23 protein-coding genes and 1 pseudogene are annotated in these 22,183 nt (G+C 65.3%); 14 read left to right on the top strand and 10 right to left on the bottom strand.

Annotation, left to right across the window (positions count from 1 at the left end; genetic code table 11):
• Positions 1–55: 55 nt before the first annotated feature.
• Positions 56–754 (bottom strand): methyltransferase domain-containing protein, encoded by a 699-nt coding sequence (locus tag AC3ANX_RS16160; protein ID WP_488334262.1) that lies wholly within the window; start codon positions 752–754, stop codon positions 56–58.
• A gap of 360 nt (positions 755–1,114) precedes the next feature.
• On the opposite strand from AC3ANX_RS16160, the gene AC3ANX_RS16155 reads away from it, so the two are divergent.
• Positions 1,115–1,945: an aldo/keto reductase gene (locus AC3ANX_RS16155; RefSeq protein WP_488334261.1), complete on the top strand. Its 831-nt coding sequence runs from the start codon at positions 1,115–1,117 to the stop codon at positions 1,943–1,945.
• Between the two features lie 6 nt (positions 1,946–1,951).
• Entirely contained in the window at positions 1,952–2,569 is a 618-nt protein-coding gene (locus tag AC3ANX_RS16150; protein ID WP_488334260.1) for a TMEM175 family protein, read from the top strand.
• Here the strand turns inward: AC3ANX_RS16150 and AC3ANX_RS16145 are convergent.
• The 7 genes and pseudogenes from AC3ANX_RS16145 to AC3ANX_RS16115 form a co-directional block, all read right to left on the bottom strand.
• A pseudogene (locus tag AC3ANX_RS16145) lies at positions 2,500–3,251 on the bottom strand (IS5 family transposase). The gene AC3ANX_RS16150 and the pseudogene AC3ANX_RS16145 sit on opposite strands and share 70 nt — an antisense overlap.
• 500 nt (positions 3,252–3,751) lie before the next feature.
• Positions 3,752–4,045, bottom strand: coding sequence for a putative quinol monooxygenase (locus AC3ANX_RS16140; protein ID WP_488334259.1), 294 nt, complete (start codon positions 4,043–4,045; stop codon positions 3,752–3,754).
• Between the two features lie 154 nt (positions 4,046–4,199).
• Positions 4,200–6,446 carry a xanthine dehydrogenase family protein molybdopterin-binding subunit gene (locus tag AC3ANX_RS16135; protein ID WP_488334258.1) on the bottom strand — a complete coding sequence of 749 codons (2,247 nt, stop codon included), beginning with the start codon at positions 6,444–6,446 and terminating at the stop codon, positions 4,200–4,202.
• A gap of 12 nt (positions 6,447–6,458) precedes the next feature.
• Positions 6,459–7,472 carry an FAD binding domain-containing protein gene (locus AC3ANX_RS16130; protein ID WP_488334257.1) on the bottom strand — a complete coding sequence of 338 codons (1,014 nt, stop codon included), beginning with the start codon at positions 7,470–7,472 and terminating at the stop codon, positions 6,459–6,461.
• Entirely contained in the window at positions 7,469–7,981 is a 513-nt protein-coding gene (locus AC3ANX_RS16125; RefSeq protein ID WP_488334256.1) for a (2Fe-2S)-binding protein, read from the bottom strand. The genes AC3ANX_RS16130 and AC3ANX_RS16125 overlap by 4 nt, the downstream gene beginning before the upstream one ends.
• A 23-nt stretch (positions 7,982–8,004) precedes the next feature.
• Complete coding sequence (locus AC3ANX_RS16120) at positions 8,005–9,087, bottom strand: catalase family protein (protein WP_488334255.1); 1,083 nt, start codon at positions 9,085–9,087, stop codon at positions 8,005–8,007.
• An 8-nt stretch (positions 9,088–9,095) separates the two neighbouring features.
• On the bottom strand, positions 9,096–10,202 hold the full coding sequence (locus tag AC3ANX_RS16115; protein WP_488334254.1) for an L-dopachrome tautomerase-related protein: 1,107 nt from the start codon (positions 10,200–10,202) through the stop codon (positions 9,096–9,098).
• Positions 10,203–10,426: 224 nt separating this feature from the next.
• Between AC3ANX_RS16115 and AC3ANX_RS16110 the strand changes: the two genes are divergently transcribed.
• The 12 genes from AC3ANX_RS16110 to AC3ANX_RS16055 all read left to right on the top strand — a co-directional run bounded on the left by AC3ANX_RS16110 (position 10,427) and on the right by AC3ANX_RS16055 (position 21,494).
• On the top strand, positions 10,427–11,200 hold the full coding sequence (locus tag AC3ANX_RS16110; protein WP_488334253.1) for an alpha/beta fold hydrolase: 774 nt from the start codon (positions 10,427–10,429) through the stop codon (positions 11,198–11,200).
• A gap of 484 nt (positions 11,201–11,684) precedes the next feature.
• The gene (locus AC3ANX_RS16105) at positions 11,685–11,900 is read left to right on the top strand and encodes a helix-turn-helix domain-containing protein (RefSeq protein ID WP_488334252.1); all 216 of its coding nucleotides are present in this window, start codon (positions 11,685–11,687) and stop codon (positions 11,898–11,900) included.
• Between the two features lie 104 nt (positions 11,901–12,004).
• Entirely contained in the window at positions 12,005–12,247 is a 243-nt protein-coding gene (locus tag AC3ANX_RS16100) for a hypothetical protein (protein WP_488334251.1), read from the top strand.
• 134 nt (positions 12,248–12,381) lie between these two features.
• On the top strand, positions 12,382–13,239 hold the full coding sequence (locus tag AC3ANX_RS16095; RefSeq protein ID WP_488334250.1) for a type II toxin-antitoxin system HipA family toxin: 858 nt from the start codon (positions 12,382–12,384) through the stop codon (positions 13,237–13,239).
• Positions 13,240–13,583: 344 nt separating this feature from the next.
• Positions 13,584–14,342, top strand: coding sequence for an ImuA family protein (locus AC3ANX_RS16090; protein ID WP_488336974.1), 759 nt, complete (start codon positions 13,584–13,586; stop codon positions 14,340–14,342).
• The gene (locus AC3ANX_RS16085) at positions 14,257–16,062 is read left to right on the top strand and encodes a Y-family DNA polymerase (RefSeq protein ID WP_488334249.1); all 1,806 of its coding nucleotides are present in this window, start codon (positions 14,257–14,259) and stop codon (positions 16,060–16,062) included. The genes AC3ANX_RS16090 and AC3ANX_RS16085 overlap by 86 nt, the downstream gene beginning before the upstream one ends.
• Positions 16,059–19,331 carry an error-prone DNA polymerase gene (locus AC3ANX_RS16080; RefSeq protein WP_488334248.1) on the top strand — a complete coding sequence of 1,091 codons (3,273 nt, stop codon included), beginning with the start codon at positions 16,059–16,061 and terminating at the stop codon, positions 19,329–19,331. Before AC3ANX_RS16085 ends, AC3ANX_RS16080 begins: the two co-directional genes overlap by 4 nt.
• Positions 19,328–19,615, top strand: coding sequence for a hypothetical protein (locus AC3ANX_RS16075; RefSeq protein WP_488334247.1), 288 nt, complete (start codon positions 19,328–19,330; stop codon positions 19,613–19,615). The genes AC3ANX_RS16080 and AC3ANX_RS16075 overlap by 4 nt, the downstream gene beginning before the upstream one ends.
• A 61-nt stretch (positions 19,616–19,676) precedes the next feature.
• The gene (locus tag AC3ANX_RS16070; protein ID WP_488334246.1) at positions 19,677–19,877 is read left to right on the top strand and encodes a DUF3606 domain-containing protein; all 201 of its coding nucleotides are present in this window, start codon (positions 19,677–19,679) and stop codon (positions 19,875–19,877) included.
• Entirely contained in the window at positions 19,877–20,008 is a 132-nt protein-coding gene (locus AC3ANX_RS16065; protein ID WP_488334245.1) for a hypothetical protein, read from the top strand. The genes AC3ANX_RS16070 and AC3ANX_RS16065 overlap by 1 nt, the downstream gene beginning before the upstream one ends.
• Before the next feature lie 11 nt (positions 20,009–20,019).
• Positions 20,020–20,652 (top strand): SOS response-associated peptidase family protein, encoded by a 633-nt coding sequence (locus AC3ANX_RS16060; protein ID WP_488334244.1) that lies wholly within the window; start codon positions 20,020–20,022, stop codon positions 20,650–20,652.
• A gap of 653 nt (positions 20,653–21,305) precedes the next feature.
• Entirely contained in the window at positions 21,306–21,494 is a 189-nt protein-coding gene (locus AC3ANX_RS16055) for a DUF6961 family protein (RefSeq protein ID WP_488334243.1), read from the top strand.
• A 1-nt stretch (position 21,495) separates the two neighbouring features.
• Here the strand turns inward: AC3ANX_RS16055 and AC3ANX_RS16050 are convergent, their stop codons facing one another.
• Together AC3ANX_RS16050 and AC3ANX_RS16045 are read right to left on the bottom strand one after the other, a co-directional pair.
• On the bottom strand, positions 21,496–21,699 hold the full coding sequence (locus AC3ANX_RS16050; protein ID WP_488334242.1) for a hypothetical protein: 204 nt from the start codon (positions 21,697–21,699) through the stop codon (positions 21,496–21,498).
• A 211-nt stretch (positions 21,700–21,910) separates the two neighbouring features.
• A complete protein-coding gene (locus tag AC3ANX_RS16045) occupies positions 21,911–22,090 on the bottom strand; it encodes a hypothetical protein (RefSeq protein ID WP_488334241.1) in 180 nt (59 codons plus the stop codon).
• Positions 22,091–22,183: the final 93 nt, after the last annotated feature.

Genomic DNA, 22,183 nt, shown 5'->3' with positions numbered 1-22,183 from the left:
GTGATCGCCCGGTGACTGTCCCGCTGATAGGTTCCCAATCGGGAATATTCAGCGGCTATCCGACGCTGTCGAAACGGGCCGAAACGAGAAAGGCCAGATCCCAAAAGATTGTGCCTTTCACTGCTCGACGTTCGTCATCAAGGCGCTGGGCGAGCGTGTCCGGATCGATCTCATCCTCCTGTGCGACACCGTGTTCAACCATGCGTGGCAGCATGACGCGCATGAGCGTCGGTAGGAAGGATTCCTCCCAGGTCTGGAGCAGAACGCCCTCGCTGCGTGCATGGTCGATCGTGAACCCGGTCGCGCGTATCAGGTCTGCAAGGCGGTAGCCGAGGGCAACATCACCCTTCTCCGCCGCAACGGTGTCCCACATCATCCGGTAGCACTGCCGATGCACCGACAGATCGCCGACGCCCGTCGGGAGGTCGGCGCGCGCATGCTCCTGAACAGCCAGGATCGTGCCCGGCTTGGCCAGTCTTGCCAGGCGGGCCAGCGTTGCTGCGGCATCCGGAAGGTACATCAGTACGCGCCGACTGACGATCGCGTCGAACACGCCAAGGTCGGGCAACTCACCGCTCAGATCGGCGATTTGATAGTGGATCGGGGCAGCGTTCGTGTTCGGCGTCACAGCGCGTGCCGACGCCAACGCGTCTCCGCTCCTGTCGATACCAACAACCTGGCCTCCCGGACCGACCAACCCGGCCACGAGCCGGCTCAGATCACCGCTGCCGCATCCCACATCGAGCACGCGCATGTTCGCGGTGATCCCCACGTTGGGGAAGAAGCGAGTGCTCGGAGCATTCGCCGGATTGGCTGGCGTGGATTTCTGACGAGACATAGTCTCACCGTAGGATCGGGCTCCGAAGGGAGCAAGGCATAGAAGCCGTATCGAAAACCGTTCTTGAGATGTCTCGAAATACGATCCTTATGGGAAAGCGCTGGCCGTCTTCTCCGCCGTTCCCTCTCGGGACGAGCAAAGCGAGCATCGGGCGTTTTCACCAGTCCCGGACGGTTGTGATACCGAAAACACCCATGTCACCTTTGTACGTGGCGGCGACCGACATATCAGCCTACCTTCACGAGCAGCCGGGAACACTTGAAGGAGCGAAACCATATGAAATGCGTGACGCTACCAGGCGGGGACGTCGTTCCTTCGATGGGTCAAGGCACCTGGAAGATGGGCGAACGTGCCGAGCGGCGATCCGATGAGATCGCCGCGCTACGCGCCGGTGTCGAGCTGGGCATGACGCTCGTCGATACCGCTGAAATGTACGGCGACGGTGCGGCGGAAAAGCTGATCTGCGAGGCGCTAGGCAGCCTTCGTGACCAGTTGTTCCTCGTCAGCAAGGCGTATCCACAGAACGCATCGCGCTCCCGTCTTGCTGGTGCGTGCGAGGCAAGCCTGAAGCGGCTCGGCACCGATCGGCTCGACCTCTACCTGCTTCACTGGCGGGGATCGGTGCCGCTTGCTGAGACAGTGGAGGCAATGGAGGCGCTGAAAACAGGAGGGAAGATTCGACATTGGGGTGTCAGCAACCTCGACACCGACGATATGGACGAGCTTGTCGCTGCCGGCGGGGATGGCTGCATAACTGATCAGATCCTCTACAATCTTGTCCGTCGAGGCCCCGAGCTGGATCTGTTGCCATGGCTCGCCGATCATAAAATGCCAGTGATGGCGTATAGTCCCGTCGAGCAAGGACGACTTTCAAGCCATCCCGCCCTCGACAAAATCGCCGCCGAGGTGGGTGCAACCCCTGTGCAGGTCGCACTCTCCTGGACGTTGCGGCACGACGGCCTCATCGCCATCCCGAAAGCGAGTTCGATCGCACATGTGCGGGAAAACCGCGCGGCCGCAGATATCGTCCTCTCCGACGCCGACCTTGCGACACTCGACGCGGCATTTTCCCGGCCACGTGACCGCCGCCCGCTCGAAATGCTATAGCGTCAGATGGCGATATTCTCCCTCGAAGGAACCGAACGCAAATCGGATCGCCTTGAGGCTTTCATGGACGCGGTGCTTGCGATCGCGATCACACTTCCGGTGGTGGAACTGCACGCACCGAAGCCTGAGGACGGCGACCTCGCAGCGGCTTATCTGAAGCTGGCACCCGAATACGCTGCCTACGGTCTGAGCGTAATCCTCATCGGCCTCTATTGGATCCACAGCCATTTCAGCGGCAAGCTGCTGGAGAAAACCGACCACGGCTACAATCTGCTGAGCATCGGCTTTCTGGCTGCCGTCAGTATCACTCCATTTCCCGCGCGTCCGTTGGTCGAACACTTCGCCGGGGATACGCAGAGCTCAACCGCCGCCCTATGGTATCTGGGCATAGCAGCGACACCGGCGACCTGGTGGTTTCTTCGGTGGGTATACGCCACCGCCAGATGCCTCCCCGACCGGAGGCTGACCGAGGCTTATCTTCGCGGCCTAACCATCAAATATGGCCTAACCGCCGGTGCCTATTGGGCGGCATTCGGCTTAGGGCTCAGACTCGTTCACAGCCAGAAGGCGATGGCGGTGGCGAGCGCCACGGCTGAGAGGAAGTTGGCGGCGAGCTTGTCGTAGCGCGTGTGTACGCGGCGGAAATCCTTCAGGCGGCAGAAGGCGTTCTCGATAAGATGCCGGCCGCGGTACCGGTCCTTGTCGTAGCGGATGACGCGCTTGCGGTTGCGCCGGCCGGGGATCACCGGGACCGCGCCGGCATCGCGAGCGAGACGGCGTAGCCGGTCAGCATCGTAGCCCTTGTCGCCGAGCAGGTAGCGTATACGGCCTGCGTGTTCGAGAAGCGCGGGCGCGGCCTTCATGTCGCTGACGTTGCCCGGTGTCAGCATCAGCGCATAGGGACGGCCGATGACGTCTGTGAGCGCGTGGATTTTGGTCGTCCAGCCGCCGCGCGAGCGACCGATCGCTTGTGCCGCACGCCCCCCTTTGCTCCGAACGCCGCGCGCTGCGCCTTGATGTAAGTGCTGTCGATTGCGGTGCTTTTCGTCACCGCGCCGGTGTTCACCAGTGCGTCCAGCAGCTTGAGCCAGAAGCCTCGCCGCGACCATCGGTTGAAGCGGTTATAGACCGTCGTAGATGGCCCGTAATCGGCCGGGCAGTCGCACCAGCGGCAGCCCACCTTCAGCACGTGCAAAATGCCCGAAATCACCCGGCGATCATCGACACGTCGGGCACCGGGCTGGTTCCTCGGCAGATGCGGCTCAATTGCCGCCCACGCCTCATCCGACAACCAGAACAGCGCCATGCTCAACCTCCCATGATCCACAGCCATCTTTGAATCAGGAAAGGCTATGCACCTCAAGCTGCTGATTGAGTTTTGACCCTAGCGTTCTGGAGTTGGCGTGTTGGACTGATCGCTGCGGGGCTCGTCACTTTGAGCTACATAGTTCCACCCGCGAAGCCTGTCTTTAAGGGAAGCGATGATGGGCAAAGCGATAAGGAAGCGACATTGGAGTAGGTTCCCTTAAGACTGATCTGTCGGCGTGCGTCGCTCCGATGGGTTCCGTTCCGAGCGAACCACATACCGAGTGGACGGTGTCAGAACCAAACAGGTGTGACACCCTCCAAGCAATCAGTCCCGCCATCATGACCCACAACGTTACATTCAAAGCCGGGTCCGTTCCAGATCGCAGATCTTCACTTATTGCGCAGACGAAGGGCAGCTAATGATCGGTACAAGCGAGAGAGCCTGCTGTCATAAGTTGCCGTTCATCCCGAGCCTGACCAAGTTGCTGGCGGCGTCTGCTATTTCGCTGCGAGGAGCGTAAGTTTATGGATTTGCGGGGGCTCGGCGAACAGCTCTTCTGCCTTATCAATCAGAGCCGCAGCAACCTTGCCGTCAAGATGCGCCTGTCGGTCTTCCTCCGTATCAAAGGTATCGAAGATCGCGTATGTGCCTGGGCCTTCCTGGATCGCGTACCAAGTCAGGGTGCCGGGTTCGTCTTGAACGAGCGGTAGCGCCGAGGTAAGAAAATCGGCGACATCGCTCTCCTTACCGGGCTTGGCCTTCAGTGGCACGTAAAGCGCAAATTTGGGCATGATCAACTCCTCAGGATGAACGTCCGGATATTAGTCGGCAAAATAACGATCGCGCAGGTTGAAGCATTGCATAGCGATGACTTTCCCGAATTGCCGTCGTGGAAGACGCAGTAGCGAAACGAAGGCATGCTAGCTGCCCGCGCGAGACAGCGCATCATTCCAGGATCTTGTCGATCGTGATTGGAAGGGATCGGACCCGCTTGCCAGTCGCATGGTAGATCGCGTTGGCGATCGCCGCAGCCGTGCCGACAATCCCGATCTCGCCCAGTCCCTTCACTCCAAGTGGGGTCACTTCGGGGTCGGGTTCGTCGACGAAGATGACCTGGATGTCGTGGACATCCGCATTCGCAGGCACGTGATATTCGGCGAAGTTGTGGTTCATCCAGCGACCGAGCCGGTGATCGGAGAATGTCTCCTCATGGAGCGCCATGCCGATGCCCATTACTACGCCACCCAAAATCTGGCTGCGCGCCGTTTTCGGATTGATGATGCGGCCGGCAGCGACCGCATCGACGATGCGGGTGACGCGCACCACGCCCAACTCCTCGTCCACCTTCACCTCTGCGAAGATCGCGCTGTGGGTGTTCTTCGACTTGTGCATGCCCTTCCACATGTCGCCGAAGCCGGGGGCCGCGGTCTCCTCCTCCTCGATCTGCGTCAGGTCCGCGGCACGCATCGCGTCGCCGAACGGCACCCGGACGGTCGGCGCGTCCTTCAACACAATGCAGCCATCCTCAAACAGCACCTCGTCTATGGTCGCCTCGCCGAGCGGTGCACCGGCGATCTTGCCAGCCGCCTTCAGGAGCTTCTTGCAGACCGCCTGGCACGCTAGTTGAACCGCCGCGCCGGACGATGCCGCACCCCAGGACCCGCCTTCCACAGGGGCGGTCGGCAGGTCGGAGTCGCCCAGCCTGGCGGTGATCTGCTCAGGGGGCAGGCCGAGCGTGTCGGCCGCGACCAGGGCCATCACCGTGTAGCTGCCGGTGCCGATATCCGAAGTCGCGCACGCCACTTCCAGATGACCGTTAGCGGTGAGCTTTGCGCTGGCGGACGTCTTGGAAAATTGCGCGTCCCACATGCCGGTAGCGCAGCCCCACCCGACCAGCTCCTTGCCGTCGCGCATCGACCGTGGCTCGGCCGAGCGCTCGCTCCATCCGAACGCCTCGGCTCCCTCGTGGAACGCCTCGCGCAGCGCCTTGCTGGTGTACGGCGTGCCGTTCATCGCATCGATGGGCGAGTAGTTGATGAGCCGGAACTCGAGGGGATCGACCTTGGCGACATAGGCCATCTCGTCGATCGCCATCTCGAACAGCGTCATGCCGGTCGCCGCCCCGGGCGCGCGCATATCCGCCGATGTCGCTGTATCAACCTGAGTGATGGTGTACTCCGCGTCGGCGTTCGGGCTGTCGTAGTTCATTAACCCCCAGTTGACGACGTTCTCCATATTGTCCTCGTAGCGCGAGGTGGAGGTGGTCGCCTCGTTGCGGATCGAAGTGAGCTTGCCGGTGGTCTCCGCGCCCAGCGCCGTGCTCTGGATCGCCTGGGGACGGTAGGCGTGGCTGAACATCTGCTGGCGCGTCATCGTGACCCGCACCGAGCGCTCCAGCATTTTCGCAGCCAAGACGGCCAGAAATACCTGATGTTGCGGCCGCAGACCCGAGCCGAAGCCACCGCCGACATAGGGGTTCAGCACCCGTACCTTCTTTTTGGAAAAGCCGAAGATGCTGGCAAGATAGGCCTGCACCCCCTGCGACCCCTGGGTCTTGTCCCACACGGTGATGCCACCGTCGTCGTGCCACTCGACGGTGGATCCGAACATCTCCATCGGATTGTGGTGTTCCGGCGCGAGCCGATAATCCCCGGCTACCTTCAGCGGAGCGTCCGCGAAGGCTTGCGCCGCGTCACCGCGATTCTTCGGCGGCATATAGGTACTGCGCTTGCTCTTCGGTACGTACTTCTCGGCGAGCGCGACCTCGAAGTCGGTGTTGTGCGTCTCCGCCTCGTACGCAACTTCGATCAGGCTGGCGGCGAAGCGCGCTGCCTCGAACGTCTCGGCCACTACCAGTACGATCGGCTGTTGGTTGAATTGGATGCGACTATCGTACAGCGGCCGGAATGGAGAGCCGGGGATCTTCATCTCGTCCTTGTAGCTGTGGTCGGTCCAGGCAACGTGCGGACGGTTCAGGTGCGTGATGACCTCGACGACGCCGGGTACGGCGCGCGCCGCCTCCTCATCGATACTGACGATCCGCCCCTTGGCGATCCCGGCCTCGACGATGAAGCCGTACAGGAGGTTCGCTACCGGATGCTCGGCGGCATAGCGCGCCGTGCCAGTGACTTTTTCGACGCCATCGACGCGGTTGATTGCGCTGCCGATCCCGATCTTCGCTGCGGTAGCCATGATGTCGTATCCTTACGCGACGCGCTTGTCGGTCTGTGATTGCGGGGTGGCCTCGGCCGCCTGCTTCAGCGCACGGACTATTGCCTTGCGTGCGAGCGGGATCTTGAAGTCGTTCTCTCCCTGGCCGACAGCCCCGGAGAGCAGGGCGTCGGCGAAGGCGCCGAACGCTTGTGGCGACGGCTCCTGCCCGTTCAGCAGCCCCTCGGCTTCCTTGCTGCGCCACGGCTTGTGCGCGACACCGCCAAGCGCCACTCGCGCTTCAACGATTGCGCCATCTTCCACCCGCATCGCGACAGCAACCGCGACCAGAGCGAACGCGTAGGACAGACGATCGCGCAGCTTCAGGTAGGTATAGTTCTGCGTGAAATCCTCGCGCGGCAGGTCGATGCCCGTCACCAACTCGCCGGGTCTCAGCGTGTTGTCGCGCCACGGCTCGTCGCCGGGTAGCCGATGGTAGTCGGCGATCGGGATCGCGCGGTCGCCTTGCGGACCGGTCACCTGGACGGTCGCGTCGAGCACCGCCAGCGCGACGCACATGTCCGACGGATGCGTGGCGATGCACTGGTCACTTGCGCCCAGGATCGCGTGGATGCGGTTGACCCCGCCGATCGCCCCGCAGCCCGAGCCCGGCTCGCGCTTGTTGCAGGGCGTAGCGACGTCGTAGAAATAATAGCAGCGCGTGCGCTGGTTGAGGTTGCCGCCATTGGTCGCAGCATTGCGCAACTGCGGACTGGCACCAGCCAGGATCGCCGAAGACAACAAGGGATAACGCTGCTCGACCCGCGCTTCCCACGCAGTGTCGGAGTTTGGTACGAGCGCGCCCAGCCGCAGCCCTCCTCCGTCCAGCTCTTCGATCGCATTGAGCGGCAGGCGGTTGATGTCGATCACCGTCACCGGCCGCTCGACGTTCTCTTTCATCAGGTCGATCAGGTTCGTGCCGCCCGCCAGATAGCGGACATGCTCTCCGTCGCCCGCCTGCACCGCCTCGGTGACGCTGGCAGGGCGGGCATAATCGAAGCGGTTCATGCCTTCTCTCCGATCACGTCGAGCACTGCATCGACGATGTTCGTATAGGCGCCGCATCGGCACAGGTTGCCGCTCATCAGCTCGCGAACCTCTTCTCTGGTCCTGGCCTTGCCCTCGTTGATGAGGCCTTGCGCGGAGCAGATCTGGCCAGGGGTGCAATAACCGCACTGGAACGCGTCGTGGTTGCAGAAGGCGGATTGCAGCGGATGGAGGTCACCAGGCTGGCCCAGCCCCTCAATCGTTGTGATATCCGCTCCGTCCAGCGTCACCGCCAGCTTGAGGCACGAATTGATGCGGCGCCCGTCGATCAGCACGGTACACGCGCCGCACTGCCCGTGGTCGCAGCCCTTCTTGGTGCCGATAAGGTCTTCGCCTTCCCGCAACAGGTCGAGCAGCGTCGTCCAGGGCTCGATCGCGCGGGTGCGCGTCTCACCGTTGATTGTCAGCGTGGTTTCCACCGTGCCAATCGGCACGGCAGCGTATGTGACGGTATTGACGGCTGTCGGCATGATCGGCGCCTCTATGTTTTGCGTTAGGCCGGGATGGCGGCGATGTCGGCGGTGTTTTCCTCGGCAACACCGTTCTCGCGGTGGCGAAAGGCGGACAGCGCTCGATAGACCTGCAGGCGCGCGCGCATTACTGAGCCGAGCGGCCGATGCGCGGCCAGGCTATGTGCCGGACGAAAGGTCATCACCTCGTCGAAGTAGCGCACGCGCGCCGGACTGTACGCCTCCTGCGCAGGGATGCGGATCGTGGCGACGGTGCGGTACTGGCTGTCTTGTGACGGCCATTCGACCGAGGCGTCTTCGATCGGCTGCGTCTCCGCGTTCGCCCAGAGCTGCACCTTCAGCTCGAACACCGCATCGTGATCCCGGAAGTAATCGGTCGCGGCATGGCGGAACCCATCCTCGTCCTGATGCGGATCGAGCTGCCACTCGCCGAGCGCGTCCTGCGCCTGCGACGCTGGCACGGCGCCGAGCTTCGCGACATAGTCGCCATAACGCACTGGTGCCTGACTGAAGTAGTCGTCGCCGATCGGGTGGCTGAACGGGTGCCCGAAGAAGTCCGCCTTGGCATAGGCGGTATTGAACAGGCCCAGCACCTTGTTGAAGTTGCGCGCCATCGACGACACCGCGCTCTTGACGCCCTCCGGCATCGGCGTCGCCACGCCGAGTTTCTTGGCGTCGCTGAGAAAGCCCGACGCGGTCCCCGATGGGAAGGTCCGTCCTGTAGCGAACACGAAGTCCTGCGTCGGCACATCGTGGCCGGGCAGCTTCTCGCCATCCACGCCGAACACCTTGATCGCCATGCCCCTGTGGGTGGAGACGCGGTCGCCAAGTGTTTCGCCCGGCCCTTGCGCGAAGCGGATCGCCACATCGTAGGTGCCCGCCGCGGCGAATAACCCCTGTGCCAGTTCCGGCGGAAGGTCGTCGGCGATCGTTAGCGTGCCGACGACGCAGGCCGAACTTTTGGCATGGCTGGCGCGCACGGCGTGCTGCTCGCGTTTCTCGACTGCCTCGGTTTGCTGGGTCATGCCCTGAATGATGCCATCGATCGTTTCCTGCTCATCAGGTTCGGGCGTCTCGATGTCGTCGCGGTAGCGCAGGTAAGTCATGACAGTCCTCAACGGGTCGGAGCGAATGAGAACAGCTGGGTGCGGATCGACGGCGGGGCGCCCGGCGTGAACCACTGCGTGTCCTGGATATGGCTGGCGGTGACGTAGATCGTCCCGTCAGGCCCCTCGCTAAACGTATCGGGCCAGCGCAGCCGCTTGTCGGTCAGGACGACCTCGGTGCCGGACCCGGCAAGCCGCCTGATCGAATAATCGGTCGGCGAGGTGATGTAGAGGGTCCCGGCCTTGCTCATCCACAGGCCATCGGCGACGGCGGTGGTGGCGACGGTCTTCACCGCATCCGCGCGGTCGCGCTCGCTGACATCTGGGCGCAGCTTCTCGGTGACGATCGAATAGAGCGTCTTTCCGGTCAGCGCCTGCCAATAGAGCGTCTTCCCGTCGTTCGAGATCGCGATGCCATCGGAAGCAAAAGCGGGCTGGCGCCCATCGGGACGAACAAGCCGCTTGCCCTCGATCGCGACTGTAACGCTCTTGTCGATCTGGGTCGACGGATGACCGTCGAGGGCGCGGAAGCTCTTCCCGCTGGCCAGATCGATGACGATGATCGCACCGCGCGTGCCACTGTCGGTGATGTAGCCGGTCTGGCCGTCGGGCGAGAAGCGGATGTCGTTGAGGTAGGTGCCCTGCAGCGCAACGTCGCCAGGTACCGCGATGACCTTGGTCACCTTGTTGGTTTTGAGGTCGATACGAACGAGCTTCGGCGCGCCCTCCAGGATCTTCTCGTTGCCCGGTGCGCCGGGGTCGACCACCCACAAATTGCCGTGGCCGTCCGGCACAATCGATTGGACGCAGACAAAGTAGTCGCCAACCGGCATTTCGTTTGCCTGGGCATTGCGCCAGCTGTTCCACTTGGCATCGGGATAGGGCCGGAGCGACCCATTCGGCATCACCTCCGCAACCGAGATCGGCGCGTCGTCGGTCCAGCGCGGAAAGTTGACGAAGCGGCGCCCGTCAGCCGTGACGGCGATGCCGGTAACCTGGTGGTCGAAGCTCGCCACCTGCGTTAGCGCGGCGCTGCGTCCAGTCTGGGCATAAGCCGCTCCCGCCAGCGCTATCGTGAAGGCTCCTAGCCCGATCCAAACACCGTGCTTCCGCATCGGGCTGCTCCCGTTCACCGGACGCAAAATACGACCGTTTCGTTGACCAACGACTGCGCTCGGTGATCGGACCCGAAAGGTCCAAAATATTAAATGGGTTATACAGAAACTTTATCCGCAGCAGGGGCACGCAAAAATATCAGCCGTTGTAAACCGGAGCTGACGGGGTTCGACACCATTGTCTTCCCCCGATCGTTGATCGACGCGAACGGGACGGAGTATTCATGCATCAGATCACTCGTGGCAGCGGAAAACCCCTGCTACTTATCCATGGCGTAGGCAGCAGCTGGCGCGCCTGGCGGCCGATCCTGGATAATCTTGCGGTGGAAAGGTCGGTCATCGCCATCGATCTGCCGGGCCACGGAGAGACCCCGGCCGAGCGGGACAGCGGGACGTTCGAGGGGCTGGTCGGCAGCGTAGAACGCTATCTCGTCGCAAACGACCTTGTTGGCGTCGACGTCGTAGGTAGCTCGATGGGCGCCCGGATCGTGTTGGAACTCGCACGTCGGGGGAAGGTTGGCAACGTCGTCGCCCTTGATCCGGGCGGCTTCTGGCGTGGTTGGGAACGCTCCTTCTTCCACACCACGATCGGCGTGTCCGCACGGTTGCTGCGCGCGCTGCGATCACGCTTGCCGGCGCTCAGCCGCAGCGGCGCGGCGCGCATGGCGCTGCTGGCCCAGCTATCGGCGAAACCCACGGCGCTGTCGCCCGAGCTGGTGTGCACCGAGCTGACCAGCATTACAGACACGCCGACCTTCGACGCCTTGGTCCGCGACCTTGCCAACGGAGCGGAGCAGCAAGGTCCTGCGGCTGATCCGACGCGGCGCATCGTCATCGGTTGGGGAAGACAAGACCGGCTCTGCCTGCCTCGTCAGGCCAGCCGCGCGCTCGCGGCATTCCCGTCAGCGACGTTGCACTGGTTTGCGCACAGCGGTCATTTTCCGATGTGGGACATACCCGGCGAAACGACTACGGTCATCTTGCGGGCTACGAGCTAAGACTGCCGGTCGTTTTATGGAAAAGGGCCATTGGACGACGGACCCTAGTCGACCATTTCTCAAATCCGGGATCATCTCCGCACGATCAGAAGCGTTAGCACACGGTGTAACAACCGAACGGTTCTGAAACCGGCGGTTGGTAACGATCTTTCCCATTTCAGTTCGCAAGACGGTTTTGGGAACCCCGACGGATCCCCGCTTCTCGATCCTTTTTGGGAAAGCCTGCGACACTCGCCTATGTCAGCTATCCGCATCCGCTTGCCCGAAAGCGGCCGGACGGCTCACCACCATACCAAGGCGCTCCGGCGCTCCAAAACCGATCTGATCGCCCGAAAGCCGACCGGCAGCTACCGGGCGGAATAGCGGACAGGCAAAGATCGCTCATGTGTGGACAACTCGGCGCTATCGCAGTGGTGCGGCAAGTCCTGGCCAAACCCATATGAGGTTTCTGATCATGCATCATATTTGGTTCATATAGCGCTTGATGGACCAGATATGGTGCTATGTGCGGCCAATGCCGCACCTCTCCTCTCGTTACGCAACCGATGCGCTGCGGCTGCTCGCCGACACGATCCGCATGGCGCGAACCGAGCAGCGGCTGTCGCAGGCGACGCTGGCCGAACGTGCCGGCATCTCGCACGGGCTGCTGGCACGGATCGAACGGGGCGATGCCGGTTGCGCGATCGGCGCGGTGTTCTAAGTCGCCGCGATCCTGCGCGTCCCGCTGTTCGGTCTGGATGCGCCGGGCCTTGCACACGAGGCGGTCGCGCGTCGGCCCCGCAGCCCCGTGGAGGATAATTTCTGATGGCATCCGCAAAGGAAGCGTATGCCTGGGTCTGGCTCCTCGGCTCGCTGGAGCCGGCCGTCGCGGGCCGTGTGTTTCGGGACGGCGCGCGGCTCGCCTTTCTCTATGGCCGCAGCTATCTGGCGCGCGCGGAGGCCATGCCGCTGTCGTTGCCCGAACTGCCCTTGCCGACGGGCGTCATCATGCCGCTGCCGGGACTTGCCATGCCGGGTGTGCTGCGCGGTGCCGCGCCCGATGTTTGAGGGCGGCGCGTCATCCTCAACCGGCTGCTCGGCCAGCAGGCGCGGGGCGCCGATGCCGGTCAGATCGACGAACTGACCTATCTTCTCAAATCCGGCTCGGCGCGCCCGATTTTCAGGTCTCGGCAACCGGATACGTGCCCCGCACCGCGCCGGGCGCTACGCTGGACGAATTCTCCGCCTCGGCCGAGCGGGTCGAGGCCGGCGTGCCGCTCACCCCCGAGCTCGACCGTGCGCTACATCACGGCAGCTTGTTGGGCGGGGCGCGGCCTAAGGTGTCCGTCGATAACGTCACGCTGCGCTATGTCGCCAAATCCGCCGCGACTGGCGACGTACAGAATGTCGTGAAAGCCGAGTTCGTCGCGATGCGCCTCGCCGCCGAGGCCGGGTTGCACGTTGCCCCCGTCGCGCTGGCGCGTGCGGCGGGCAAGGATGTGCTGCTGGTCGAACGCTTCGACCGCGTGGGGGCATCCGGCGGCTGGACGCGGCGCGCGATGGTGTCGGCGCGGACCCTGCTCGAACTTGACGAGATGATGGCGCGCTATGCCAGTTACAAGACGCTGGCCGAGATCATCCGCAACCGCTTCGTCGATCCGCGCGCGACACTGCGTGAGCTGTTCGGGCGGCAGGTGTTCAACCTGCTTAGCGGCAATACAGACGATCACGCGCGAAACCACGCAGCCTTCTGGGACGGTCAGGCGCTGGCCCTGACCCCCGCCTATGACATCTGCCCGCAGCCGCGCACCGGCGGCGAGGCGACGCAGGCAATGCTCATCACCGGCGACCGGCGCGACAGCCGGCTGGTGACCTGTGTGGCCGCGGCGCCCACCTTCCTGCTTGACGGGGGTGCGGCGCGAGCAATCATCGACGCGCAGATCGCGCTGATCCGCGCGCGCTTCGAGGCGGTGTGCGATCTGGCCGATCTCTCCCTGGTCGAGCGCGCAGGGTTGCGGACCCGGCAGTTCCTCAATGGCTATGCGTTCGAGGACTATTGAAAACGGACGGGAGGCCGCCTCGGCCGAACGGGACAGGCCGCGTGCGCTGTTCGATGTGGCGGTGCAGTGTCGCGAGCCGGTTGGGGAGTGACGGACGTTGCGGCACCAGCAGGCGATCAGCCTCTGCGGCAATGTTGGTGGAGATCGCGCAGCAGATCGGCCAGCAGCCCCTGCCGCTCGGCGCGGGCGGCGCTGCGCCACACGATATCGATTGTCTCGACCAGGCGCCTCCAGTCGTCCCGAACTCCGCGCGCGCCGGCTTTCCACAGAAAACGCGCGATTGTCACCTTGACCCACTGCGATCCTCCATGGAACATAAAGCGAACAAACCGAGTCTAACGCACATGCATATCGCCACGCCGTCACCGCCGTCATCCATCGCCCAGCTCAGAGCATTAGCGATTCCCGTCGCGACCTACCGCGTCGCGCCGTTCGGACTGCAGGCGCTGGACGACCGGCTCGGCGGCGGTCTGCGCGCCGGTGCGCTCCATGAGGTCGCTGCGCGAGGCGGCACGCTCATGGACGACGCCGCGGCGACGCTCTTCCTCGCGGGCATCGCTGCCCGCGAGGCGGCGGGGACCGGAGGGCCGGTCCTCTGGGTCAGCTGCCGAAACGATCTCTACGCGCCGGGGCTGGCGCAGGCCGGACTGACCGCAGCGGACGTCATCCATGCCCAGCCGTGTGACGATCAGCAGCTTTTGGCGGTCGTCGAGGACGCGGTGCGGGACGGCACCCCGTCGGCAGTGGTGGCGGAGGCGTCGCGCGTGTCGATGGTGGCGACGCGACGGCTGCAGCTGGTGGCGGCGGACGCCGACATCCCGGTGCTGCTGCTGCGGCGCCGGCGCAGCCGTGACGCCGATCCGCTCGACGAACCCTCGGCGGCCTGGACCCGCTGGCGCGTCGCGAGCGCGCCATCCGCGCGTCTGGGTGTTCCCGGCGTCGGCCGCGCGCGCTGGTCGATCGAGCTGGCGCGCCAGCGCGGCGGCGCGGGCTTCTCCCTCATCCTGGAGGCATGCGATGAGACGGGTCGTCTCGCTGTTCCTGCCGCATCTCGCCGTGGAGCGGCTGAGACGGCTGGAGCGGCCCGCAGCGCCGCCGCCTGAGGCGCGCGCGCTCCGGCTGCCGGTCGATGACGATCCCGGCGCCTGCTCGGTGCCGCGGGGCGGCGGATGGCGCCCGGGCGCGCGCTGGGCGCGAAGCGATTGTGCGACGCGCGGAGAGGTCGAGCAGCAGATCGCCGCGCTGCCGGTCCACGCTAGGCCTCCGGTTCGCGAACTCGGCCGACGATCGGAAGCCGCCGAGCATCCGTTCAAACGCCCGGCAGCGGTGGGGTACGGAGCAGACGCCGGCGTGCCTGTCGTCGCCTCGGGATCTGCGACGGCCGCGCGTGCGCCGTTGGCGCTCGTCGGCAAGGTGGGACGCCGCGAGGAGGTGGTCGCGATCTGCGCGGCCGCCGCAGCGCTTGGCATCACCGCCGGCATGGCGGTGACGCACGCGCGAGCGCTCGTGTCCGATCTCGACATCCGTCCGCACGACGCCGCCGCCGACGGGCGCCTGCTCGACCGGCTGGCGCTGCTGGCGGTGCGACGGTGGTCGCCGGTCGCCGCCGTGACGCCGGCAGACGGGCTGTGGCTCGATCTTGCCGGATGCGACCACCTCCACGGTGGCGAGGAGCGGTTTTGCCGCCGGTTGCATGCCTTCTGTGCGCGGATCGGGCTGACCGCGCGAGTCGCGATCGCCGACACCACCGGCGCCGCGCATGCGCTTGCGCGCTTTGCCGCGCGCGACATCACGATCGTACCACCGGGGGGCGTCATCGCCGCTCTCTCGCCGCTCCCGGTCGCGGCGCTGCGGCTGGACGCGACCGCACGCGGCGCGGCGCGGCGCTTCGGCTTCGAGACCATCGCCGATTTGCTGCCGGTCGCGCGTGGGCCGCTCGCGCGCCGGCTTGGCCTCCACGCGATCACGCGGCTCGATCAGGCGCTCGGCGCAGTGGCGGAGCCAATCACGCCGCATGACGATCCGTCGATGCCCATGGTGAAACGCCATCTGCTCGAGCCGATCGGCACCGCCGAGGCGATTGCGCAGGTCATGGCGGATCTGCTGCAGGACCTCTCTGTCGTCCTGCAGGCGCGCGGGCTGGGTGCCCGCGCGCTTCGCCTGATCGGCAGCCGTGTCGATGGCACCGAGCAAACGGTGGCGGTCGGCACGTCGCGCCCGACGCGCGCGGTGCCGCACCTGCTCCGGTTGCTGACGCTCAGGATCGAGCGGATCGATCCGGGCATGGGACTCGAGCAGTTCGTGCTGGTCGCTCCGCATACCGAGCCGCTCGACGCCCTCGACCTCGGTGCGGTGCTCGCCGGCGACGCGCTGGTGCGCGATCCCGCGCGGCTCATCGATCTCGTCGCGGGGCGGATCGGCGCGCATGCCGTTTTCCGCATTGCGCCCGTCCCCAGCCACGTGCCCGAGCGGGCGGTCACGCGCACCAACCCCATCGACGTTCCAGGCGCGTGGCCCCGCTGGCAGCGTCCACCGCGGCTGTTCGCGCGACCGGAGCCGCTGTGGGGTGTGATCGCGCTGTTGCCGGATCAACCGCCCATGCGCTTCGAGTGGCGTGGGCGCGCGCACCGCGTGGTGGCGGGGGATGGCCCCGAACGCATTCACGGCGAATGGTGGCGGCGCGACGCAGAGGTCTGGGCGGTGCGCGACTATTTTCGCGTCGAGGACGACGCGGGTGGTCGCTTCTGGCTGTTTCGACGCGGCGACGGCGTCGAACGCGACGCCGGCGATCTCAGCTGGTGGATTCACGGGGTGTTCGCATGAGCGCCTATGTCGAACTTCAGGTGCTCACGTACTTCTCGCTGCTGCGCGGTGCGTCGGCGCCCGACGAACTGTTCGCGGCCGCCGCGCTGCTCGGCTACCCGGCGCTCGGCGTCAGCGACATCGGCACGGTGGCGGGCGTGGTGCGCGCCTGGGAGGCGCAGAAGGCGACGGGCGTGCGCTCGATCGCGGGCACGCGCGTCGATCTCTCCTGCGGCAGACGTCTGCTGCTCTATCCAACCGACCGCGCGGCCTGGTCGCGGATCACGCGGCTGCTCACCCTCGGTAAGGGGCGGGCAGGCAAGGGCGGCTGTCTGCTCCACTGGCGGGACCTCGAACCCTGGTCGAACGGAGTGATCGCCATCCTGCTCCCGCACGAGGCGGACGCGGACAACTTCTCTGCGCTTGCGGATCTCAAAGCGGTGTACGGCCGGCGTGGCTATATGGCGCTGTCCCAGCGCAGGCGTCCCGATGATGCGATGCGGATCGATGCGCTGGCGCGGCAGGCGGGCGGGGCGCGGGTGCGTGCGGTCGTGACCGGCGACGTGCTCTATCATGCGCCAGAAGCCCGCCTGCTCCAGGATGTGGTCACCGCGGTGCGTGAGAAGTGCACGGTCGACGAGCTCGGCTACCGGCGTGAGGTCAACGCCGACCGCGCGCTCAAAGGACCGGACGAGATGGCGCGGCGTTTCAAGGACTATCCCGATGCGCTACGCGCAAGCGTCGACATCGCGTGCGCCTGCACCTTCGATCTTGGCGAGCTCGCCTACCAATATCCGCACGAGCGGGTGATCGCGGGGCTGAGCGCGCAAGACGCGCTCGCGCAGATGGCGGGCGATGCGGCCGAACGGATGTTCGAGGGCGCGGTGCCGCAGGCCTATACCGACCAGATCGCGCACGAGCTGCAGCTCATAGCTGAGCTTGGCTATGCGCCCTATTTCCTCACCGTCCATGCGATCGTGCGCGAGGCGCGCAGGCGTGGCATCCTGTGCCAGGGGCGTGGTTCTGCCGCTAACTCCTGCGTGTGCTTCGTGCTCGGGGTGACCTCGATCGACCCGATCAAGCACGAGCTCTTGTTCGAACGCTTCGTCAGCGGCGAGCGGCGCGAGCCGCCCGATATCGACGTCGACTTCGAGCATGAGCGGCGTGAAGAGATCATCCAGTGGATCTACGACACCTATGGACGGACCCGCGCCGCGCTGACCGCGGTGGTGACGCGCTACCGTGCGCGCGGCGCGGTGCGCGATGTCGGCAAGGCGCTCGGGCTCCCTGAGGATCTCACTGCCTCGCTTGCCGGGCTGGTGTGGGGCTGGTCGGCCGAAGGGGTGGGGGAGAAACAGGTCGAGCAGCTCAACCTCGACATCGGCGATCGCCGTTTGCGGCTGACGCTCGAGCTCGCGCGCAAGCTGATCGGGGTGCCGCGCCACATGAGCCAGCATCCTGGCGGCTTTGTGCTGACGCACGACCGGTTGGACGATCTCGTGCCGATCGAGCCGGCCGCGATGCAAGACCGCCAGATCATCGAGTGGGACAAGGACGATATCGATGCGTTGAAGTTCATGAAGGTCGACGTGCTGGGCTTGGGCATGCTCGGCTGCATGAACCGCGCCTTTACCATGCTCGAGGCCGACAAAGGGATCCGCATCGGCTTGGCCGACCTGCAGGACGATGACGCTGACGTTTATGCGATGATCCAGAAGGCCGACACGCTCGGCACCTTCCAGATCGAATCGCGCGCGCAGATGTCGATGCTGCCGCGCATGAAGCCCAGGCGCTTCTACGATCTCGTCATCCAGGTCGCGATCGTGCGGCCCGGACCGATCCAGGGCGATATGGTGCACCCGTATCTGCGCCGGCGCGAAGGGCTCGAGAAGCCCGAATATCCCCGTCCAGAGCTACGCGCGGTGCTTGAGAAGACACTTGGCGTGCCGCTGTTCCAGGAACAGGCGATGAAGGTCGCGATCGTCGGCGCAGGCTTCACGCCCGCCGAAGCCGACCAGCTGCGCCGCGCAATGGCGACCTTCAAGTTCACCGGCGGCGTGTCGCACTTCTCGGATAAGCTGATCGGCGGCATGGTCGAGCGCGGCTATCCGCGTGCGTTCGCCGAACGCACCTTCCGCCAGCTCGAGGGGTTCGGCTCATACGGGTTCCCCGAGAGCCACGCCGCCTCGTTCGCCAAGATCTCCTATGCCTCCTCATGGATCAAGCATCACCACCCGGACGTGTTTTGTGCCGCCCTGATGAACGCGCAGCCGATGGGTTTCTATGCGCCTGCGCAGATCGTGCGCGATGCGCGCGAGCATGGCGTCGACGTGCGGCCCCCGTGCGTCAACGCGAGCCGCTGGGACTGCACGCTCGAACCCGCCGGCGGGCGCTTCCTCGCGGTGCGGCTGGGGCTCCGCCAGATCCGCGGCCTCTCCAACAAGGACGGCGCGGCGATCGTCGCCGCGCGTGGGCTCGGAGCGTTCGACAGCGTCGAGGACGTGTGGCGACGATCCGGGGTGCCGCGTGCCGCGATCGAGAAGCTTGCCGATGGCGACGCGTTCCACAGCTTCGGCGACGATCGTCGCCAGGGCTTGTGGAAGGTGCGCGGGCTCGGCGAGGCGCCGCTGCCCTTGTTCGCCGCAGCCGACCTTGCCGCGGAAAGCATCAGCGCGGAAGGGATCGAGCCCAATGTCAGTCTGCGACCGCTCACCGATGGGCGCGAGGTGATCGAGGATTACCGTGCGCTCCAGCTTTCGCTGCGCGCGCACCCGCTGACCTTCGTGCGCGATGACCTCGCGCGCCGGGGCGTGACGCGCTGTGCCGACCTTGCCACCATTCGCGATGGTCGCCACGTCGAGGTGGCGGGCATCATCCTCGTTCGCCAGAAGCCCGGCAGCGCCAAGGGCGTCTTGTTCATCACCATCGAGGACGAGACCGGCATCGCCAACGGCATCCTGTGGCCCGACCGGTTCGAGGCGCAGCGCCGGACCGTCATGTCGGCATCGATGATCGGAATGAAGGGCAGGGTGCAGAAAGAGGGCGAGGTGATCCACATCATCTGCGACCGGATCATCGACCATGGCGATCTCCTCCACCGCGTCGGCGAGATGTCGTTCCCGCATCGCACCGGGCGCGGCGATGGCGCGCGGCACGCCGGCGCGCCCGATCGGGGCGATGCCGGCGGCAAGAGCTGGAGCCCGGAACCGCGCGATTGCTACTGGCCGCCCCATGCCGAGGGCATGGATCCTGAAGACGTCGTGCGCTTCAAGTCGCACGATTTCCGATGATCGCGCTGTCGCGGCATCAGCGCATCATCATCGCCTGCTCGCTCTATGTCCTGCGCGAGGGGGTGTCCCGCTGTGCAGGGGGCCGCATCGACACGATGGACGTGCGGCTGGCGCTCCGCTGTTTGCTGCCGCACTGTCCCGAGCGCTGGCCGCTTTCGCTCTACTGGGATGCGGCCGGTCAGGACAATGCGATCGGCCGCGCGCAGGGTGTCACCGCGGCGTTCAACGGGATCGTTCGCCAGCTGCGGCGGGCGGGACGCTATGAGGAGGTCTCGCCGCCCTGAGGCGGTCGCGCGGAGCAAATTCAAACGGGCGACGTTGATCGCGCAGACCGGGAGGATTGGCATGGCAGACGACAAGAGCAAGCAGGGGGCCGAGGATCGCAGCCGCGTCGCGGCGAGTGAACCCTATGAGGTAGAGTATTTTGCCTCGAAACATGGTCTCAGCCAGACGCAGGCGCGCGATCTGATCGCGCGCGTCGGCAATGACCGCGCCACGCTCGACGCTGCGGCCGAACGGCTGAAGGGCGAGCGGAACAGCGGCTGATGGCAAAGCGCAGCTTCGCGACCGCGGCGCGGATCGACCCGGCGCGCGCGCACGGCGCGGTCGGTAATCGTGTCCGCGCGCGGCGTGCCGGGAGCGCCGTGGCGACCCGGGCTCGCGCGACCGACAGCTGAACGGCGCCGCGATGTGCAACCGCGCGCGCATGGCAAGCGAACCTGACACGCTCTGGGGCGCGGCCGCCAAGCTGTTCAGCGAGCGCCCGCGCGACAACCGCTTCGATCCTCGCGAGCTGCGCCCAAAGAACCGCAGCTATGTGGTGCGCGAGCAGGACGGCGCGCGCGGCTGGGACGTGATGCTGTGGGATGTGCTGGGCGGGCAGGCGGCATGGCCGATGACCAATGTTCGCGATCTCAAACGCTCAAACTGGCGCAGACTCGCCGAGCGGCCCGAAAACCGCTGTCTGGTGCCGCTCACCGAGTTTTGCGAATTCACGCCCGAAAAGCACGACCTTGGTGATGGCAAGCCGCCGCTCAAAGGCGAGATGTGGTTCAGCGTCACCGATCAGCCGGTGTTCGCGGTGGTGGGCTTCTGGCAGCGCACTGCGGCGGGCAACGGCTTCACGATGGTGACATGCGATCCCAACCCGCTCGTCGCGCCGATCCATCCCAAGGCGATGATCACGATCCTGGCGCCGGCGGATATCGAGACATGGTTGCGCGGCAGCTATGACGAGATCTTAGCGCTGCAGCGGCCGTACGACGCCGACAAAATGACCGTGCGCGGACCAGTCTTCCCGACCCGGCGCGCAGAGACGTAACGCTCGCTTCGGATCGCCGTAACGAAGATATCGCGGCATCAAAGTCTGCAATGGAGGCGCGACATAGCGTGCCGCGCGCATGACTCTGGGCGTGTAAGCGACCGCCCGTTGCAGCGCGATCCTCGAACCACCGGACCAGCCACGACGGCGTTCGACGGGCTGGCAGGTCCGGCGCGCGTGCAGCCGGTGGAGCGTCGCTGCGGAAACGAGGGCAGCCGAGACGGCCCGGCCGGAGGGACTATCGCGGGCGAGGCACACGCCGACGAAATTGAAGTTCAGTTGCATCCCGATCGCGCGTGTCCCCTGGCGCGGACAATCACGGTGGCGATAACCGGTGAGATCAAAAGCGCGGTCGCTGCGGCGGCGATCGGTGCGGGCTGGGACGGAATCCTGAAATCCGTCGAACCTTCATCGAGCGCCGGGTGGAGGTGGTCCGACGCGCCGTGATGGTCGCTACGATACCCCGCCAGAGCGTCGTCGCCTCACGCTGCAAATCAGCAGCTGGGGGCGCTCGCTCGACACGCGACGCGCGTGAAAAAGCCTGCATGTCCGCGCGGTTTCTGGCAGCGGGATGCGCGGGCGCGGCCGATGCGGCGGGCAGGCACATCGCGAGAACAGGAGCGAAGATGGACCGTCGTGATCTCGAGCGTGCGATGACACCCGACGAGGAACGCTGGGCCGAGGCTCTGGCGATCGAACGCATCCACGGCGACGGCGCCATCGCGTGGATCGTCGAGCGGATCACGGAGCTTGCCACGAACGGCGACGACGCAGGCGTCGCACGCTTTCGCGAGATTGCCGCGCGGCTGGATCAGCTGACGACCCAAGGCGCGCGGCAGTAGCTCAGCACTTGGTGAACTGCCCCTTCTTGGGACCGGACGCGACATGGCATTTGCCCTTGGCATCCTTGACGATCCCACTGGTAGCGGCGGCGGTCTTGTCTGGGCACTTGGTGAACTTGCCCTTGGCATCCTTGCACGGTGCGGCGAACGCGGGCGACGCGGCCAGTGCGAGAGTGGCGACGCCTGTCATGATGATGCGGAGCACGGCATTTTCCTACGCTGGCGGGTTCGACAAAGGCAATGCTATGCCCAGAGCACAGGTTGCGCAAACGAAGATCTTGCGATCGACCGATCCACCGGTTTCAAAGCCGGTCTTGGGGATCGGCGCGCCGGTCGCGCGGCGGCGCTGTCACCGACACGGGGGTGCGGACCGAGTTCACGTTAACAGGGTCGTTGGCAGCCAAACCGTTCCGGCTTCACGGTGTTCCGGGATCGGACGCGCTTTGCGAAAGCACCGCCTCCAACGCAACGATCGCGCCGTCGAGCTTGATGGCGACCATATGCAGTCCAAGCTCGTCGGCTACCGCGCGGGACGCGACGATCGCCTCATAGAAGCGCCGGATCGTGTCATCTTCGGAGATGGGCTGTTCGGTCATTGTCTCTGCGTTTGCTTGAAGCAGCGAAGCACGGTTTGCGCGCGGTGCTCAGACCATCGCCCAGCCGTTGTATAGACCCTGTGTACCGGAAAG

This window comes from Sphingomonas sp. BRN-1R (genome assembly GCF_057748035.1).
This window is presented reverse-complemented; position numbering and strand designations above follow the sequence as displayed.